The sequence below is a fragment of the Intrasporangium oryzae NRRL B-24470 genome, assembly GCF_000576595.1.
GTDB classification, from domain to species: domain Bacteria; phylum Actinomycetota; class Actinomycetes; order Actinomycetales; family Dermatophilaceae; genus Intrasporangium_C; species Intrasporangium_C oryzae.
Genome location: NZ_AWSA01000010.1, coordinates 90,898 through 105,589 on the forward strand (window position 1 = coordinate 90,898; position 14,692 = coordinate 105,589).

A 14,692-nucleotide genomic window follows, 5' to 3' on the forward strand; every position below is an offset into this window, starting at 1 on the left:
GCAGACAGATCTGTCTGCTAGGTTCTCTCCGCAGACGTAGACAGACCTGTCTGCTCACCCTTAACCCCCAGGAGCACCCATGAAGATCGCTGTCCTCGGAACCGGCATGGTCGGGCAGACCATCGCTGCCCGCGTCGCTGGTCTCGGCCACGACGTCACGATCGGCACCCGCGACCCGGAGGCGACCCTCGCGCGAAGCGGCGACGACGGCTCCTTCGCGGACTGGGTCGCCGCCAACCCGACCGTCACCCTGGCGACCTTCGCGGAGGCCGCAGCGGGGGCCGACCTTGTCGTCAACGCCACGAGCGGCTCGGCCACCCTCTCCGTCCTCGAGGCGGCCGGCGCCGACAACCTCGCCGGCAAGACCCTCCTCGACATCGCCAACCCGCTCGACTTCTCGAACGGCTTCCCTCCCACCCTCTTCGTCAAGGACACTGACTCGCTGGGCGAGCAGGTCCAGCGCGCCTTCCCGGAGACCAAGGTCGTCAAGTCCCTCAACACGCTGACGGCCCAGCTCATGGTCAACCCGGCCGGGCTGGGCGCCGACTCGTCGGTGTTCGTCTCGGGCAACGACGCCGACGCCAAGGCGACCGTGACCCAGCTGCTCCGCAGCTTCGGGCACACCGATGTCATCGACCTCGGCGACATCACGACGGCGCGCGGCACCGAGATGCTGCTGCCGGTCTGGCTGCGCCTCATGGGCGCCCTCGGCACGCCGATGTTCAACTTCAAGATCGCTCGCTGACGCTGTCCCGGGCCGGGCCCGGCCCGGCCCGGTCGAGCGAGCTTCTCGGGCCGGGAGCGTCAGCGCGGTCAGCTCGCCGCCTCGCCCGTATGCCGCTGGGCGAGGTCCCCGGGTCCGATGAGCTCCCAGCTCACTGGGTCGGCCCAGATCGAGCTCGGGCTGACGTAGGGCCGGATCAGCTCGGCCAGGTCCGGGTCGGGCCGTCCGGCGAGGGCGTCCGAGGCGATCCGGCGCGCCGCGCCCGCGAGCAGGTCGGCGAGCTGGACGCGCGGGTCGGTGCGTGAGTCCACGAACCGGATCCCGGCCAGGGCGCCACTCTGCGCCATCTGTTCGATGTGCGCGACCCGTTCCGGAGTCAGAGCGGCCTGGACGTCGTGGACGACCTGCACGCGTCGGCCCTCGGCTCCCCAGAAGGCGACGACGGCCGCGACGGCCGGGACGATCGGGTCGAGCGCGGGCAGAACGTGCTCGCGCGCCGCCACGACCCCGCCGACCCCGGCACCCCACGCAGGCAGACCGAGAGCGATCCGGCCGAGCAGGGAGGCGACGGCCGTGTCCCGAGCCGCCTCGGCGAGGCCACGAAGGTGCTCGCGGAGGTGAGCGGCATACCTCACGGCATCCTCCGGGGTGCGAGCGCGCACGAGGTCGTTGAACGCCCCGAGCAGGGCGAGCCAGGCGTCCTCGCCGATGCGCGTGACGGCCTCTCGACCGAGCAGCATCGCGTTGCGGGCGAGCGCGGCGTCTCCCACGGCGGCGGTCCGGACGAGCGCTGTCGTCAGGTGGAAGACCTTGTCGGTGAGGTGGACGTGCGCCGCCCCGTGCAGGGGACCGTCGGGACCGAGCAGCCACTCCAGAACGCGGCGGTTCTGCTCCCGGAGCACGACGCTCGCCTTGACCTCGGTCGCGGGCGAGCGCGCCTCGACCCGGATCCGCGCGATCGTCTCGACCGCGGTGCGGGTGTCGACGACGAGGCTCGCATGAGCGAAGACGTCGGTGCTCCCGCCGACGAGCTTGTCCCCCTCCGAGCCCGACTCGTCGCACGCGACCTCCACCGGAGCCGATGGTCGGGTCGAGGCGGTCATGGGCCCATCATGAGCCGGGGTGCCCCCGCACGACCATCGCGTTTCCGGTGCGGGTCAGGGTCACGATGCGGTCACGTCCCGCTGCTCGTCGAGGCGCGGTCGCGACGAGCGGGTATGTCTGACCCGTCAAGACACGGCGCCCCCGGCCATCAGGCCACCGGCCAGACGGCCGCTCCGAACAGGAGACCCCATGACGTCGCGTCCGACCGCACCCGAAGACTGGCTCGACCTGCTCGAGTCGACCCTGGAGGCCTTCGACGAAGCGGGCGGGCACCGAGTCCTCAGCCGGCTCTTCGAGGACGTCCCGGTGGAGGAGGCACTCGCCACCGTCGTGCTGCCCTACCTCCACGCCATCGGGGAGCGCTGGGCGAAGGGGTCGATCGGCGTCGCGCAGGAGCACTTCGCGAGCAACGTGCTGCGCTCCCGGCTGTCGCTGCTCATGCAGGCCGAGTCGCGAGACAGCGGGCCGCTCGCGGTGCTGGCCTGCCTGCCGGGGGAGCACCACGAGTTCGGTCTCATGGCCATGGCACTCACTCTCTCGCGCCTCGGATGGCGCACCTGCTACCTCGGCCCGAGCACCCCGACCGCCGAGCTCGCGCTGACGTGCCACACGCTCCAGCCGGCCGCTGCGATCCTCTCCGCCCACCGACCGACGGCGTATGCCGCTCGCGGGCCTGAGCTGCGCCGGCTCGCCCGCACGACGAACGTCTACATCGGGGCGCAAGGGGCATCGGGTGAGCTGGCCGGGCTCTGCCACGCCACGCACCTGAAGGGGGACCCGGTCTCGGGCGCACGCGAGGTTCATGCGGCTCAGGGCGCCGACGCCGGGTCGGCACTCGAGGCGTCGGCTGCCGGCTGACCCCCGGCCCACCGCCTCACCCTCCCCCCGCCTCACCCTCCCCCGCCTTTTCTTCGCCGGGGCGGACTTGTTTCGGCCTGTGGGCGGTACCGGCCCGGATTCCTTCGCCCGGGCGGGGAAGTTAAGGCCCGTGCGCGGTTCCGGGCCGGATTCCTCCGCCCGGGCGGAGAAGTTGAGGCCCGTGCGCGGTACCGGCCCGGATTCCTTCGCCCGGGCGGAGAAGTTGAGGCGGGTCAGGAGCCGGGCGCCGTCCGAGGCCAGGGCGCGAGGCGCTCGATCAATGCGGCCATGCCGAGCAGGAGCCGTTCCCCGCCGTCGGGTGCGACGAGCTGGACGGCGAGCGGAGTCCCGGTCCCGGGGTGCAGACCGGCCGGGACGGAGACCGCGGGGTAGCCGGCGAAGTTCCAGGGCGCGGCATACGGCGCGTAGCGGGCGTTCGCTGCGAAGACTCGGGGCCAGGCGCGCTGACCCCACCGCGCCGCCTCGATCGGCGGTGCGGCGAGCGTGGGGGTCACGAGCAGGTCGAACCCGGAGAACCAGTCGCCGAGCGCGGCCCGGAACCGGTCGCGGTCGGCGGCCTTGACGAGGTTGCGCGCTCGGACTCGGTCGCCGAGGGCGACGTGGGCCCGGGTCGCGCGGTCGAGCCGGGAGCGGTCGAGCCCGTCGGCATCGGCCGAGGCCCCGGCGACCCAACGGGCCAGGGCGGGAAGGGGGTTCACCGGATAGGGCGGGTCGGCGCGCGTGACCCCGTGCCCAGCGGCCTCGAGGAGGCGGACCGTCCGGACGACGGCCCGGACGTGTTCGAGGTCAGGGCGGACTCCCGCGATCGGGGGCTTGGTCGACACGGCCACGCGGAGCGGCCGGTCCGGCTCGTTGACGTCGGCGAGGTCCGGTCGGTCGGCCATGACCGAGAGCATGAGGGCGGCATCGGCGACGGTCGTCGCGAGCGCACCGTTCTCCGCCATGCCGTACCAGTCGTTGGGCCCGAGACCCGCGGGAACGACGCCACCGCCGGGCTTGATGCCGACGAGCCCGCAGCAGGCGGCGGGGATCCGGATCGAGCCCATCCCGTCGGCGGCGTGAGCGACCGGGACCATCCCCGAGGCGACGGCCGCCGCCGAGCCGCCGGACGAGCCGCCCGGCGTCCTCGTCCGGTCCCACGGGTTGCGGGTGATGCCGAAGGGCGAGTCCGTCGCCGCGAACACGCAGAGCTCGGGCACCCGGGTGATCCCGACGACGACGGCACCGGCCGCCCGCAGCCGGGCCACGACCGCGTGGTCGGTCGGCTGGGGCGCGTCCGCCGTGAGCGGCGAGCCGTTGCGCATCGGCTCGCCCCTGACGGCCACGTTGTCCTTGACGGCGACCGGCACGCCCGCGAGGGGCAGCCCGAAGCGGTCGGGACGACGGTCGACCGTCTCGGCCTCAAGCAGGGCCCGCTCCGACCGGACGACGTGGAAGGCGCCCAGCCCGCCGTCGCGCTCCGCGATCCTGCGCAGGGCGTCGGTCACGACGTCGACCGCCGAGCGGTCCCCGTGGTGGACCTGCGCCGCGATCTCGCCGGCGGTCGGGGCCGGCGCACCGGACGAGGTGGGCACGCCTGTCGAAGCCGTCGTCCAGGCGGGCATGGATCCGTGTTCACCCGTCGACGCAGGGATGGGACGCGCCGTCGTGTCGCTCATGAGCCGACATTACGACTCCGAACCGCGCATCGGAGCGAGGACGGCGCCGACGACGACCACCGCGAGGAGGGCGTCGGCGACCGGAACCGGCAACGCCGGGCCGGCCAGCCCGACGAGGGCACACGCTCCTGCCGCGGCGGCGAGGAGGCGCGCGTCCCGGGTACGGCCGTTGGCGGCCTGCTGCAACCAGGCGATCGCCGCGAGCGAGAGCGCCACCGGGACGGCGACGACGAGCACGGCGAGGCCCTGCCCGACGTCGGCACCGACGCCGTGCCCGCCTCCGAGGAGGTCGAGCTGGGCCTGGACCCCCGCGCCGATGGCGGCCAGGGCGGCATACAGGGCGTAGTGGCCGTAGCCCCACGTGAATGCGGCGCGGCGGTGTCGCGTCAGGGCGTCGCGACCCAGCGCGTCGAAGTACGTCCACCACATCCCGAAGGCGATGACGAGGGCGCTCCCCACGACGACGAACGCCGACGAGCGCCGTCCGGCATCGCCGAGGGCGTCGGTCAGCCCGACCGTGACGGCGAGGATCGTGTCGCCGAGCACGATGAGGGTGAAGAGCCCGTAGCGCTCGGCGATGTGCCCCGGGTGGAAGACCCGGTCCGGGGTGCGGCGAACGGCCAGAGCCGGGGTGGCGAGCTCCACCCCGAGCGCGACGGCGAAGCCGACCGCCCGCGCGGGCCCGCCGGCCAGCGCCGAGCCCACCCACAGGGCCTGTGCGAGGAGGGAGCCTGCCGCGTACGTCAGGGCGAAGCCGTGGTGGGGCGGGTCGTCGCGCGCGGACCGGAGCCACTGGAGCACGAGGGGCAGGCGCATCGCGGCATACGCGAGGGCGAAGGGCACGAGGTCGCCGTCGGCCGCGGTGGGCACGGTCGCCGCGACCGCGAGCACGCCGGCCATCTGGCCGAGCGTGAGCAGCCGGGTCACGGGGACGAAGAGCAGGGCGTATGCCGCTGTGGCGGCGGCCGCGTGCCCCTCCGTGACGCCGTGGTGGAGCTCCGCCGCGAGCGCCGCGACGGCGACGACGAAGCAGAGGTCGAAGAGCAGCTCGAGGGGCGTCGAGGCCCGCTCGTGCTCCTCGGGGTCGCGCAAGACTGACGGCGCGAGCGGCGGAAGGCGGGGGCTGTCGGCGGACACGGGACGCACCTCCGATGCGGGTCAGCGTCCCAAGGTCTCGATGACGAGCCGGGCGGCCGCGGCACCGGAGTACTGCTGCTGGCCCGTGATGAGGTTGCCGTCGCGCACGGCGTGCGCGCGGAACCGGCCCTGGACGATGAAGTTCGTCCCCTCGATGGCCCGGGCCTCGTCCTCGATCCAGAACGGCTGGATCCGCTGGCCGACGAACTCGTCGGCGTAGGCCTCCTCCGAGTTGGCGAAGCCGGTCCACGTCCGCCCGGCGACGACGAGCTCGCCGTCGGGGGTCGTCGCGTCGAGCAGGACGCACGTGGCGTGGCAGACGACGGCCGCGACCTTGCCCCCGGCGACGAACCGGCCGACGAGGTCCTTGACCGCCTGGTCGGCCCGGAAGGTGAACATCGGCCCCTGGCCGCCCACGAGGAAGACCGCGTCGAAGGAGTCGGTGTCGAGGTCCGCCAGGGCGGGGGTGTCGGCGACGAGCGCGGCGTGCTCCGGGCTCGCGATGAAACCGCGGCTGATGAGGTCGTGGGCGGAGTAGCCGGAGTCGTCCGTCGGGTCGGAGTACGCGTCGGCGACGAGTGCGCCGCCCACGTCGTCGCGCCCCGGCGGGCCCGACTGCGCGCGATCCTGACGAGCGCCGTCGCGCGCGGTGAGCTCCCCGAGACCGCCGACCTCCTCGTCGCCGGCTCGTTCCTGACCGGCTCGTGGTATGCCCTCGCTGTCAGCGAGCCCCCTCCGCCGAGCGACTGGGCCCGACGCGTCGCCTCGCTGGTCTGGCGGGGCTGCGGCGGGACCGTTCCGAACTGAGGCGTGAACATCCATGCCGGAGAGACGAGCTCATCGCAAGCCGCGCCACCACCCTTGCGGCTCAGGCACGCTGGCAGACCATGAGGGGATTGCCGTCGGGGTCGAGAAACTGGACGAAGAAGACGCTGCCGATGTCCTCGACGTCGGACGTGATCGTCACCCCCAGTCCCTGCAGGTGTCGCACGGTCGCCCCCATGTCGTCCGTCCAGAAGAAGAACCGCGGTGGCCCCGACGGGGAGAAGTCGGGACGGTTGGCGTCGAGAGCGAGGCGCGTCTCCCCCTCGGTCGGGATGTCGAAGATGGTGCCCCCGTGCGAGACGTCGCCGGGCTCGAAACCGAGCACAGCGGCATACCAGCTGATGGAGGCGTGCATGTCGCGGACGGGGACGAAAACCTGGCCGACACGTCGTTGGATGGGGCTGTTCACCCGGGGGACACTACGCGTTCACACCGACATCCGGTTCGCCCGGATTACGCCACGATCTTGCGGTTCCCGCTGGACCCACAGGCGGCTCGCCGGAAGACTGCGGCCATGGTCGCGTCCCTCCCCCCTTCCCTCGAGACGGCCGAACAGGTCGAGCAGGTCGTCCTCGTCAGCCCGGAGGGCGAGCCGACCGGGTGGCTGCCCAAGACCCTGACCCACCATGCACGGACGCTGCTCCATCTCGGGTTCTCGTGCTACGTCGTCGACGACGACGGGCGGGTCCTGCTGACGCGCCGCGCCCACGACAAGGCGACGTTCCCGGGGGTCTGGACCAACTCCTTCTGCGGCCACCCCGCCCCCGGAGAGCCCGTCGCGAATGCCGCTCGGCGGCGTGCGCGGGACGAGCTCGGTGCCACCCTGGGCTGGGTGCGGCTCGTCCTGCCGGAGTTCCGCTACCGGGCCGAGATGGACGGCGTCGTCGAGCACGAGCTGTGCCCGGTCGTGGTCGCCGGACTCGCTGACGGGGGCCGGCTCGACCCCGACCCGCGCGAGGTCGACGGGCTCGAGTGGGTCGAGTGGGACCACTTCACCGTCCAGGTGAGCGCCGGGTGGTTCGTCGTCTCGCCGTGGTGCGTCGAGCAGGTCGAGCAGCTCACGGCCCTCGGACCCGACCCCTTGCAGTGGCCCGAGGCCGACGCGGCACGGCTGCCCGCCGCGCTCCGGCCGCCGCACACGCCCACCCCCTGACTCGTCCTCGCAGGCGGCCCCCCGGCGGGTCGGGACCGCCCGGCGACGCTGCAGTGGACGGGCCCGGGTTCGACCTGATGGCCGTCGGTCGCGGGCCTCAGACGGAGCGCGCCTCGTCGAGCAGCGCGAGCTCCTTGGCCAGGGACGGTCCGACCTGCCCGGCGATGGCCTGCTCGACGAGGCCGCCGACGAGCGGGACGGACACGGCGATCCGCAGGTCGACCGCGATCCTGCTGCCCGAGGCCACCGACCGGACCGTGCCCGAACCGTCGACCGTCGCACTCACCCCGTCGATCTCGAAGAGCAGCTCCCCGGCCAGGTGGTCCGACGCGACGACCCGCCAGCGCTCGACCCGCCTGATCGACGGCAGGGCCGGGACGCGCTTGCGGACCGCCGACGGCAGCCACGAGAGCGGCACGTCCCCGACGAGCCGCGCCTCGAGAGCGTCCGGCTCGACGACCAGACCCTCGAACCGCAGGCTCGCCTCAGGCGCGATGGCCGCTCGGCGCTCCCAGTGGGCGCGGTCGCGGAGGGTCGCGAGGACGTCGGCGACCGACACCCCGAGGTCCCTGCTCTCCTGGACGTCAGTGGCCATACCCCAGCGTCCGTCGGATCGCCATCGGGCGCAACAGCAGGCAAGCAGCCGTCGACAAACGATCCGACGCAGGTGAGACTCAGGGCACTCTCATGCAAGATGGTGAGAGAGTGCATGGAACGCCGCCCACCCGAGGAGCAGAGTGAGCTCGCAACGATCTGACGCAGGCAGGGACGTCTCATCGCAGATGCGGGATGTGCACCGAAACGGGGTCGCCGTCGACACACCACCGCCGCGGGTCGACCACCGCGGACCGCGTCAGCTCGAGCAGGGACGCGACGAGCGGGGACGCGACGAGCGGGGACGCGCCGAGCCGGGACGGCCCGGACAGGGCGGGCCCGACCGTGCCGAACCGGCCCGGACCATGGACGCCATCGACGGGCTGCTCCGCGAGGTGTGCGACGACATCGCCCTCGGCTGGGCCGAGCGGGTCCCCGAGTCGGCCGACATCCTCCCCGCGGACCTGCCCGAGACGCTCCTGACCTGGCTGCTCCCCGCGAGCGGCAAACGGCTCCGCCCGCTCATGTGCCACTGGGGCTGGGTCACCGCCCACGGCGCGGTCGACGGCGCGGGCCACGACGACATGGTCCGGGCCGCCGCGGCCCTCGAGCTGCTCCACCTCTTCGCCCTCGTCCACGACGACGTCATGGACCGCGGCGCCTCGCGCCGCGGACGCGAGACGGTCCACGTCGCCGCTGCCAAGGCCCATGCCGGCAGCGGCGCGCTCGGCGACTCCGTCCTCTTCGGTGACAGCGTCGCGATCCTGCTCGGCGACCTCGCCCTGAGCGAGGCCTCGATCCTCATCTCCGGCACCCCCAGGCCGCTCCTCGACATGTGGCGCGAGATGCTCCGCGAGCTGGTCCACGGCCAGCTCCTCGACATCACGGCCGCCGCCGCCCGGCGCCGCGACCTCGAGCACTCGCGGCGGGTGGCCCGGCTCAAGTCCGGCGCCTACACGATCCAGCGGCCGCTCCTGCTCGGGGCGCTGGCCGCCGGGGCCGGCCCCGAGACGCTCTGCGCGCTGGCGGCCTACGGCGACCACCTCGGGGAGGCGTTCGCGCTGCGCGACGACGTCCTCGGCGTCTGGGGCGACCCCGCGGCGACGGGCAAGCCCGTCGGCGACGATCTCCTCGCCGCGAAGGCCACGGTGCTCCTCGCCGAGGCGCGGCGGCTCCTCCCACCGGCGACGAGCGAGCGTTATCTCGGGCCGGCCTCGGTGATCACCCCCGACGACGTGCCCGAGCTCCAGCGGCTCATGGTCGAGGTCGGGGTGCTCGACGAGGTCGAGTCACGCATCACCGACGAGGTGGCCCGGGCGCTCGACGCCCTGGACGACCGCGGTCTGCACCCCGACGGGGTCCGCAGCCTGACCGAGCTCGCCCACGCGACGGCCTGGAGGAGCGCGTGAGCGTCGTCGTCATCGGGGCGGGGCTCTCGGGGCTCTCGGCGGCCTGCCATCTCGTCGGCCGCGGCCACGACGTGACCGTCGTCGAGCGGCACGAGGCACCCGGAGGCCGTGGCCTGCGCCTCCACCAGGACGGGTTCACCTTCGACACCGGCCCTACCGTCATGACGATGCCCGACCTTGTCGCGGACGCCCTCGCGGCGGCCGGCACGAGCCTGTCCGATGCCCTGCCGATGACCCTGCTCGACCCCGCCTACCGGGCGCGGTTCGCCGACGGCAGCCAGATCATGGTCCGGCACGGCATCGAGGCGATGCGCCAGGAGATCGCCGACACGTGCGGGAGCGTCGACGCCGCCGCCTTCGTCGACTTCGCGGCGTGGCTGCGCCAGCTCTACCGCGTCGAGATGCCGCACTTCATCGACGCCAACTTCGACTCCCCGCTCGACCTCGCGTCCTCGCCGCGGGCCGCCGCCCGGCTCGTGCGGCTCGGTGGCTTCCGACGGCTCGGCCCGGTCATCCGCGAGTGGTTCCGCGACGAGCGCCTCCACCGGCTGTTCTCGTTCCAGGCCCTCTATGCGGGCCTCTCCCCCGAGAAGGCCCTCGCGCTCTACGCCGTCATCACCTACATGGACTCCATCGAGGGCGTGTGGTTCCCCGAGGGTGGGATGGACGCCGTCCCCGCGGCGCTCGCGACCGCCGCGGCCAAGGCCGGTGCCGACGTCCGCTACGGCGCGACGGTGAGCCGGCTCGCCCTCGACCGGCGCGGAGCCGTCGCCGGCGTCGTCCTCGACAGCGGCGAGCAGCTGCGCGCCGACGCCGTCGTCTGCACCCTCGACCTGCCGACCGCCTACGACCGCCTGCTCCCCCAGCTGACGCCACCGCGCGTCGTGAGGTCCGGCAGCTACTCGCCGTCGGCCGTCGTCTGGCACGTCGGCGCCAAGGGGCAGCCCGAGGCCGGCGTGGCGCACCACAACATCCACTTCGGCGACGACTGGAACGGCGCCTTCCGGGCTCTCATCGACGACAAGCGGCTCATGCCGGACCCGTCGCGGCTCGTCACCGTGCCGACCGTCACCGACTCGAGCCTCGCCCCTGACGGCGACTCCGTCCTCTACGTCCTCGAGCCCGTCCCCAACCTGTCCGGTCGCATCGACTGGACGACCGAGCGCGAGCCCATGCGCGAGCGGCTCCACGGCTTCCTCGCCGCCAACGGGTACCCGACCCAGGTGCTCACCGAGCACCTCGTGACCCCGCTCGAGTGGCAGCAGCTGGGCATGCACGAGGGGACGCCCTTCGCGCTTGCCCACACCTTCCTCCAGACCGGCCCGTTCCGGCCCGGCAACCTCGAACGGCGCGTTCCCGGCCTCGTCTTCGCCGGGTCCGGCACCGTGCCCGGTGTCGGCGTGCCGATGGTCCTGGTCAGCGGCAAGCTCGCGGCCGAGCGGGTCGACGCCTACCTGCCCGGTCGCGGACCCTCGGGGGCGGGAGGCGCGTCCGGCGCCGGCGCTCGGAGCCGGCCCAGCGGCATACGCCGTCTCTCGCGGACGGGAGGACGGCGGTGACCGCGGTCGACGTGCCCAGCGACGCCCTCCTCGAGGAGGGCTACCGTCGCTGCGCGCGGATCACCCGCCAGCACGGCACGACCTACTACTGGGGGACGCTGCTCCTCCCGCCCGAGCGCCGCCGCCACGTGTATGCGGTCTATGCGTTGTGCCGGCTCGCCGACGACATCGTCGACGACCCGGGCGCGACGTCGGCCCCTCAGGTGGCGCGGACGGCGGAGCGGCTGCGCGAGTTCGCCGACACCTTCCGGCGGGTGGCCGAGGGCGCACCGACCGACGACCCCGTCATCGCGGCCGTCGGGCACAGCGTCCGGTCGTGCCAGATCCCGTCCGAGTGCTTCGACCGCTTCTTCGGGGCGATGGCCCAGGACCTCACGCAGACGACCTACGAGACGTGGGACGACCTTCTCGGCTACATGGACGGGTCGGCCGCCGTCATCGGCGAGATGATGCTGCCCGTTCTTCGGCCGACGTCGGCGGCGGCCCTCGCCCCGGCCCAGTCGCTCGGGCTCGCCTTCCAGCTGACGAACTTCCTCCGCGACATCGGGGAGGACCTCGGGCGCGGCCGGGTCTACGTGCCGCAGGAGGACCTCCGACGGTTCGGCGCCGACCCGTGGGCGCGGACCGTGACCCCCGAGTGGCGCGAGCTGATGCGGTTCGAGATCGAGCGCAACCGCGAGCTCTACCGCCACGCCGACGAGGGCATCGCCCTGCTGCCCCGGGCCTCGGCGCGCTGCGTCGGGACGGCCCGGACGCTCTACGCCCGGATCCTCGAGCGGATCGAGGCCAACGACTACGACGTCTTCTCCACGCGGGCGCGCGTGCCCACCTGGCGCAAGGCCGCCGTGAGCACCCGCGTCCTCGTCCTCGGACCCACGCGACCGGAAGCGGTGACCCCATGACCCTGCGCACGACTCCCGAGACCTCGCGGCACGACCGGAGCGACGCCGATGCGGCGGTCCGGCACGTCGCCGGTGGGCTGACCGAGCGGATCTCCCAGCGCATCTCCCAGCGGGTGTCCGGGCGGATGGCCGAGGTGAACCCCCTGCGACGCCTGCCGGTCGAGCCCCGCGACCGCCTCGAGGGGACGTGGCGCCAGGCCCGGCCGGCCCGGATCCGGCGGGCCTTCGAGGTCGCCCAGGGCCGGGACCCTGGCGGCTGGCACGTCGTCGGAGCCTCGTCCGAGCTGCGCCCCACCCGGTCCGTCACGCGGACGGTGGGCGGACGCGAGGTGGTGCTGTGGCGCGGCGAGGACGGCCGGGCCCTGGCCGGCCCCGGCGCGTGCCCGCACCTCGGCGCGCTCCTCGAGGACTGCGAGGTCATGCACGGCAAGGTCTACTGCCGCTGGCACGGTCTGGCCCTGGGCGAGGGCACGCGCAAGGACTGGCTCACCTACCCGGCCCACGACGACGGGGTGCTCCTCTGGGTTCGCCTGCCCACCGAGGGCGAGACCCCGACGGAGGCGCCGACGATCACGAGGCGACCGCCGGTGGACGCATCGTTCGCGACGGTCATCGCCGAGCGCGGCACGTGCGAGCCGGCCGACGTCATCGCCAACCGCCTCGACCCGTGGCACGGCACGTGGTACCACCCCTACGCTTTCAGCCACCTCACCGTCGACGACTCGGCCTCCAGCGACGAGGTGCTGACGGTCGACGTCGCCTTCCGCGTGTCGCGGACGTGGGGCGTGCCGGTGCGGGCGGAGTTCGCCTGCCCCGACGCGCGGACGATCGTCATGACGATCGTCGACGGCGAGGGGACCGGGAGCGTCGTCGAGACGCACGCCACCTTCGTCGGTCCCGACGCCCAGGGACGGCCGGTCACGATCATGACCGAGGCGACGATCGCGCACTCGGAACGCAAGGGCTTCAGGGTGGCCCGCGCGCTTGCCGGGGTGATCCGCCCCGCCGTCGCGTCGACCGCGCGCCAGCTCTGGGTCGACGACATGGCCTATGCCGAGCGTCGCTGGCTGCTGCGCAGCCGGGGCGAGACCTACGGCGCCTGATCCCTCCGCCACCGCGTCCACGTTGCCGCGTCCACGTGGACCAGGGCGTATGCCGCTGGGCCGCGTCCCGGGATCAGCGGCGGGTGAGCAGGCGGCGGGCCGCGTGGGCAGCAGCCTGGCCCCGGCCTCGGGTCGGCACGGTCCAGACGTCGTGACCGACCAGGCCTCGGTCCCGCAGGAGGGCATTGGCTGCCAGCCAGCCGGTCGTCGCGGCTCGCTCCATGAGGGCGACCGGATGCTCGCACCGGATGCCGTCGCCGGCGAGGACGACGCGCGGGTCGGGCGTCGTGACCCCGGGACGGTCCGCCCACGGATCGGTGCCGGCGAGCGGGCAGTCGTCCCTGACGAGCCACTCGTCGTGCAGCACCTGTGCACCCTCGAGCTCGGGATGGATCCGGTGGAGCTGCGCGAGGAGCTCGGCGCGGAGGGCGCCTTCGTCGGGAGAGGGTGACACGGCATACGCGTGGAGCTCGACGAGACAGCCGCCGACCTCGCGCGCCCACGCGCGAGCTCCGTCCTCCATCTGCTCGACGAAGGAGACGTTGTCGAGCGGGCCGAAGCGGCTCGTCCCGAGGAAGGGCGGTGCGCCGGCGGCGGGCGGACGGTCGAGCCAGAGCCGCCACACCGCGAAGGGCGGCGCGATACGCAGTCCGGCGACCCGCGAGCGCCAGCCCTCGTCGCCGAGCCACGGCGCCCCGGCGACGAGGCGCTGCAGCGGCGCCCGGTCGGTCGCGAGGACGACCGCGTCCGCCTCGAGGACCCCTCCGTCGGCGAGGACGACGGCCACGCCGTCGGGGCGCTCGTCGAGGGCGGCGACCTCGCGCCCCGTCTCGATGTTGACGCCGAGGCGCCGCAGGTGCGCGGCGAGCGGCTGCCACAGGGCCTCGTCGTAGGGCGCGTCCGGCACGTCGAAGAGCAGCCCCTCGGCCGAGCCCGTGAAGTAGGTGTGGAACATCGCGACGAGCTCGCCGCCGGAGAACTCGCGCGGGTCGGCGAAGAAGCTGCGCGCAAAGACCTCGAGGGCGAGGTGCCGCGCCTGCTCCGGGAACCGCAGCCGGTCGAGGACGTCGGCGGCGCTCACCCCGTCGTACTCGGAGTACGTCTCGGGGAAGCGCACGTCGAGCAGCCCGAGCGCGGCGCCGACGTCGACCCGTCGGAGCGCCGACATCGGGAAGCTCGGGCTCTGGACGACGAAGGCGGCGATACTGAGCGGCGGCGTGCGGGGGATCCGGGCGAACGAGTCGGTCGGGCCGTCGGCGAGGCGGAGCGGGTAGTCGTCGACGGGCCGGAGCCGCTCGAGCGCGGGGTCGGCGCGACGGAGCAGGGACCGGAGGTTGTAGTACTGGCGGAAGAAGGCGTGGAACCCGCGGCTCATCGAGCCCGCCCGACCTCCCGGCAGCTCGACGTCCCAGGACCTCACCCGGCCGCCGAGGGTGTCCTCGCGCTCGACGACCGTCACCGGGACACCGCGCTCGGCGAGCCCGGTCGCCGCGGTCAGCCCCGCGATCCCGCCACCCACGACGACGACACCGCGGGTGGTCCCCGTCCGTGCGCCCGTGGCGGGCGTGAGCGGCGCCTCGGCCGTATGCCGCTCGGCGCGCGGGTCGAGTCCCGGCCGCCAGTGTGAGGTGCCCATGCGTGTCCC

At 73.7% G+C, this 14,692-nt stretch carries 15 protein-coding genes; 8 read left to right on the forward strand and 7 right to left on the reverse strand.

What is annotated here, in order from left to right; genetic code table 11:
• The first annotated feature begins 79 nt into the window (after positions 1-79).
• Complete coding sequence (locus tag N865_RS06385) at positions 80-745, forward strand: NADPH-dependent F420 reductase (RefSeq protein ID WP_034803028.1); 666 nt, start codon at positions 80-82, stop codon at positions 743-745.
• 68 nt (positions 746-813) lie between these two features.
• On the opposite strand, the gene N865_RS06390 is transcribed toward N865_RS06385, so the two are convergent.
• On the reverse strand, positions 814-1,827 hold the full coding sequence (locus N865_RS06390; protein ID WP_034803030.1) for a DUF3800 domain-containing protein: 1,014 nt from the start codon (positions 1,825-1,827) through the stop codon (positions 814-816).
• A gap of 190 nt (positions 1,828-2,017) precedes the next feature.
• Between N865_RS06390 and N865_RS21640 the strand changes: the two genes are divergently transcribed.
• Positions 2,018-2,686 carry a cobalamin B12-binding domain-containing protein gene (locus N865_RS21640; protein ID WP_051510267.1) on the forward strand — a complete coding sequence of 223 codons (669 nt, stop codon included), beginning with the start codon at positions 2,018-2,020 and terminating at the stop codon, positions 2,684-2,686.
• 233 nt (positions 2,687-2,919) lie between these two features.
• Here N865_RS21640 and N865_RS06400 read toward each other — a convergent pair whose 3' ends face one another.
• From N865_RS06400 to N865_RS06410, 3 genes are read right to left on the reverse strand one after another with little or no spacing between them, the layout of a single operon-like run.
• On the reverse strand, positions 2,920-4,365 hold the full coding sequence (locus N865_RS06400; RefSeq protein WP_211244868.1) for an amidase: 1,446 nt from the start codon (positions 4,363-4,365) through the stop codon (positions 2,920-2,922).
• A 9-nt stretch (positions 4,366-4,374) separates the two neighbouring features.
• Positions 4,375-5,502: a low temperature requirement protein A gene (locus tag N865_RS06405; protein WP_051510269.1), complete on the reverse strand. Its 1,128-nt coding sequence runs from the start codon at positions 5,500-5,502 to the stop codon at positions 4,375-4,377.
• A 21-nt stretch (positions 5,503-5,523) separates the two neighbouring features.
• Positions 5,524-6,093, reverse strand: coding sequence for a type 1 glutamine amidotransferase domain-containing protein (locus tag N865_RS06410; RefSeq protein WP_051510270.1), 570 nt, complete (start codon positions 6,091-6,093; stop codon positions 5,524-5,526).
• On the opposite strand from N865_RS06410, the gene N865_RS23890 reads away from it, so the two are divergent.
• Complete coding sequence (locus N865_RS23890) at positions 6,028-6,309, forward strand: TetR-like C-terminal domain-containing protein (protein WP_211244869.1); 282 nt, start codon at positions 6,028-6,030, stop codon at positions 6,307-6,309. The two genes, N865_RS06410 and N865_RS23890, sit on opposite strands and share 66 nt — an antisense overlap.
• 61 nt (positions 6,310-6,370) lie before the next feature.
• Here N865_RS23890 and N865_RS06415 read toward each other — a convergent pair whose 3' ends face one another.
• Positions 6,371-6,736: a VOC family protein gene (locus N865_RS06415; RefSeq protein WP_034803032.1), complete on the reverse strand. Its 366-nt coding sequence runs from the start codon at positions 6,734-6,736 to the stop codon at positions 6,371-6,373.
• Between the two features lie 105 nt (positions 6,737-6,841).
• On the opposite strand from N865_RS06415, the gene idi reads away from it, so the two are divergent.
• A complete protein-coding gene (idi, locus tag N865_RS06420) occupies positions 6,842-7,480 on the forward strand; it encodes an isopentenyl-diphosphate Delta-isomerase (protein WP_034803034.1) in 639 nt (212 codons plus the stop codon).
• 97 nt (positions 7,481-7,577) lie between these two features.
• Here the strand turns inward: idi and N865_RS06425 are convergent, their stop codons facing one another.
• Positions 7,578-8,075: a DUF2505 domain-containing protein gene (locus N865_RS06425; protein WP_034803037.1), complete on the reverse strand. Its 498-nt coding sequence runs from the start codon at positions 8,073-8,075 to the stop codon at positions 7,578-7,580.
• A 196-nt stretch (positions 8,076-8,271) separates the two neighbouring features.
• Here N865_RS06425 and N865_RS06430 point away from each other — a divergent pair, with 196 nt between their 5' ends.
• From N865_RS06430 to N865_RS06445, 4 genes are read left to right on the forward strand one after another with little or no spacing between them, the layout of a single operon-like run.
• Positions 8,272-9,483 carry a polyprenyl synthetase family protein gene (locus tag N865_RS06430; protein WP_169735708.1) on the forward strand — a complete coding sequence of 404 codons (1,212 nt, stop codon included), beginning with the start codon at positions 8,272-8,274 and terminating at the stop codon, positions 9,481-9,483.
• Positions 9,480-11,042 (forward strand): phytoene desaturase family protein, encoded by a 1,563-nt coding sequence (gene crtI / locus N865_RS06435; protein ID WP_211244870.1) that lies wholly within the window; start codon positions 9,480-9,482, stop codon positions 11,040-11,042. Before N865_RS06430 ends, crtI begins: the two co-directional genes overlap by 4 nt.
• Complete coding sequence (locus N865_RS06440) at positions 11,039-11,944, forward strand: phytoene/squalene synthase family protein (RefSeq protein WP_084328007.1); 906 nt, start codon at positions 11,039-11,041, stop codon at positions 11,942-11,944. The genes crtI and N865_RS06440 overlap by 4 nt, the downstream gene beginning before the upstream one ends.
• Positions 11,941-13,047, forward strand: a complete 1,107-nt coding sequence (locus N865_RS06445; RefSeq protein ID WP_211244871.1) for a DUF5914 domain-containing protein — start codon at positions 11,941-11,943, stop codon at positions 13,045-13,047. Before N865_RS06440 ends, N865_RS06445 begins: the two co-directional genes overlap by 4 nt.
• A 73-nt stretch (positions 13,048-13,120) precedes the next feature.
• Here the strand turns inward: N865_RS06445 and N865_RS06450 are convergent, their stop codons facing one another.
• Positions 13,121-14,683 carry an NAD(P)/FAD-dependent oxidoreductase gene (locus N865_RS06450; RefSeq protein WP_051510272.1) on the reverse strand — a complete coding sequence of 521 codons (1,563 nt, stop codon included), beginning with the start codon at positions 14,681-14,683 and terminating at the stop codon, positions 13,121-13,123.
• Between the last annotated feature and the right edge of the window lie 9 nt (positions 14,684-14,692).